This window comes from Flavobacterium sp. (genome assembly GCF_035760125.1).
Classification (GTDB): Bacteria; Bacteroidota; Bacteroidia; order Flavobacteriales; family Flavobacteriaceae; genus Flavobacterium.
The window spans coordinates 1-3,141 of sequence record NZ_DASTTN010000435.1 but is presented as its reverse complement, the minus strand read 5'-3'; the positions used below and the strand labels follow the sequence as shown (position 1 = coordinate 3,141).

Here is a 3,141-nt window from a genome sequence, read left to right as displayed (position 1 = left end):
GATGGAAGCTTGGAATATATTGTTCCCAAATTTGAAGAGGGTACTTTTAAAAAATATCAAAAAGTAGAAGCTCCTATAAATTGTTGGGAAGAACATGAATCTCCTTATGAATTACTGGGGAATTTATTAAAAAACAAAAATAGTACCGAAGGAACTATTGCACTGGATGAATCGGCAGCTTATTTTTTAGTTGATGGTGTTACAAAAGCTAATCCTACTTATACATTCATTAACGCACAACCAATAACAACGGGTTGTCGCATTCAAAAATCGGTTAATGAAATTGCCATTATTCAAAGAGCCAAAGACATCACCATGGAAGTACACCGAGCTGTGGCACGAATTCTACACCCTGGAATTAGTGTAAAAGATGTAACGGAATTTATAAACAATGCACACATTAAAGCGGGTATTCCTTCAGGATCTTATTTTTGTATCGTTCTGTTCTCGGATGATTCTCAATATCCGCATGGTGTGACTGTTCCTCAGGATTTGAAAGAAAACGATATTGTTTTGGTCGATACCGGTTGTCAATTGGAAGGTTATCTCTCAGACATTACCCGAACTTATGTTTATGGAACACCAACTGAAAGACACCGAGAAATTTGGAATCTTGAAAAACAAACCCAACAAGCAGCCTTTGATGCTGCGCAAATTGGCGCTACCTGTGGATCTGTAGATGATGCAGCCCGTAAAGTACTTGCCGCCGCCGGGTTAAGTGGTGATTACCAATTGCCCGGATTACCGCACCGTGTGGGGCATGGAACCGGATTAGACATCCATGAACATCCCTATCTGGTAAGAGGAAATACGACCACATTGCAGGAAGGAATGGTGGTGAGTAACGAACCCATGATTTGTATTCCCGGTGAGTTTGGCATTCGACATGAGGATCATTTTTACATGACCAAAGACGGTCCAAAATGGTTTACCACACCAATGTATAGTATTGATAATCCTTTTGGATACAAACAAAATTAGGTTCAAAATAATAAACCAAAAAAGAGGATAACTTTTAAATTATCCTCTTTTTTATTGAATTCATTAAAGCGCTATTTTGCCCCAGGAGGAGAATATTCCAGAATAAATTTTATGAAAGTATCCCCCAGATGTTGACTTGTCCCTTCTCCTTCATTGATGCTGTGCGTACGATTTGGATAAATCATCAAATTGAACATTTTATCGTATTTTACCAGTTCATTGATAAGTACCTCTGCATTTTTATAATGTACGTTATCATCCCCTGTTCCGTGAATATATAACAGATTTCCTTTTAAGTTTTTAGCGTAAGTAACTGGAGACGCTTGTTTGTAAGCCGATTCACTTTCGCTTGGCAATCCCATATAACGCTCTGTATAGATATTGTCATAAAAATGTTGATCAGTCACTGCTGCTATTGCCACACCTGTTTTGTAAATATCTGGATACTGAAACAACAAGTTTAGGGTTACTGCTCCACCGCCACTCCATCCATGCACCGCCACACGATCAGTATCGATGAAGTTCCATTTCAAAATTTCTTTGGCTGCCATTGCTTGATCACGAGTGTTGATGATTCCAATATTCTTGTAAATGCATTTTCTCCATTGAGTTCCTTTCATGACAGGAGTTCCTCGATTGTCAAGAGCAATTCCTATATAGCCTGCCGGCACCAAAGCAGCAATAAAGTCATTAAAATAAGGCTCATCATTGGCAACCGAAGCCATTGGTTCTCCATAAACATAGAAAAAAACAGGGTATTTTTTTGTTGGATCAAAGTCCAATGGTTTTGCCATTATTCCATCAAGCTCTACGTTATCTATAGTTTTCACTTTAAACTTTTCTAATGAATAGTCTCTTTCTGGTTTTACAAAATTATCTTTCCCAATTGGAAATATCTTTTCATGGTTCTTTAATGCAACCAAACGCGTATTCCAACTGCGGTTAATATTTGAATTGGTGTGCTTTGCAAAAGCGCCATCAGGAGAGAATTTATATTCATTCGTCCCATCAAATTCCATTGGCGTAGTACGCTTTGTTTTTTTGGTATCTAAATTCGTTTCATACAAATACCGTTGCGTAGCATCTGTAGGACTTGAAGAGGAATAAATAGTTTTAGTTTCTTTGTTATATGCTAAAAAATAAGCATCAAAATTCTCTTTTGTGATAAGTTCTTTTTTCTTCCCATCCATGCTTATTTTGTAAACATGCATCCAACCATCGGCATCAGAACTCCAAAGAAAAGATTTTCCGTTATCTACCAGAGTACATGAAAATCCATCGTAAACACCAGATGAAATATCAAAAACATCAATCCAAGCTTTTGATTTTTCTTGATAAATCACAGATGCCTTGCCAGTATTTGAATTGCAATTATATATAGTAGCTTCATTTTGATGTCTGTTTAATTGCACTATCATTAATTCATTTTTACCAATCCATTCCATTCTTGGCAAATAATTGTTATCCGCATCCCCTGGAATTGCCAACCAATTCGTTTTTTCAGAAGCTAAATTGATAACCCCAATTTTCACTGATGATGGTTTTTCGCCCGCTTTTGGATATTCAACCGGAACCACATAAGAATACAACGAATCTGTATTGTTAATCATCAAATGGTATTTAGTATCGGTAGCATCCACACGCCAGAAAGCAATACTACTCCCGTCAGGACTCCATCGAAAACCGTCTCTACAGGCCAATTCTTCTTCATAAACCCAATCAAAAGTTCCATTAATTATTTTAGCAGTTCCGTCTTTCGTTAATTGTTTTATTACATGTGATTGCAAATTTTCTACATAAATATTGTGCTTAGAAACGTAAGCCACATTTATATTATCATTGGAAAACTTAGCAAACATCAACGAAGAAGCCTCTAATCCTTTTCCTAATTGATAGCCCTTTCCAGATGCAAGATCGAAATGCCAATAGTCGCCTTTGGTATTCCCTCGCCAAACTTTTTTTGAATTCGTGTAAATCAACACTTTAGTCTTAGTGGCATTCCAAACTAACTTTTCAATTTCCCCTTGAAAACCCGAAGCTTTCATTTGGTCTTTTGTCAAAACTATTTTGTTTTCTGTTAGCTTTTTAGCATCGTAAACCGCTATATTATCTTGTTCATTCACCCAAAAAGAATGGGACTCCGGTAACCAGTTTAGTTTA

General features: G+C 36.9%; 2 protein-coding genes. One reads left to right on the top strand and one right to left on the bottom strand.

The features are described 5' to 3' along the window. The coding region (locus VFS71_RS15405; RefSeq protein ID WP_326402350.1) for a Xaa-Pro peptidase family protein at positions 1 to 981 on the top strand (981 nt) is incomplete at its 5' end. Positions 982 to 1,052: 71 nt separating this feature from the next. Here the strand turns inward: VFS71_RS15405 and VFS71_RS15400 are convergent. Continuing rightward, the coding region (locus tag VFS71_RS15400; protein ID WP_326402348.1) for a S9 family peptidase at positions 1,053 to 3,141 on the bottom strand (2,089 nt) is incomplete at its 5' end.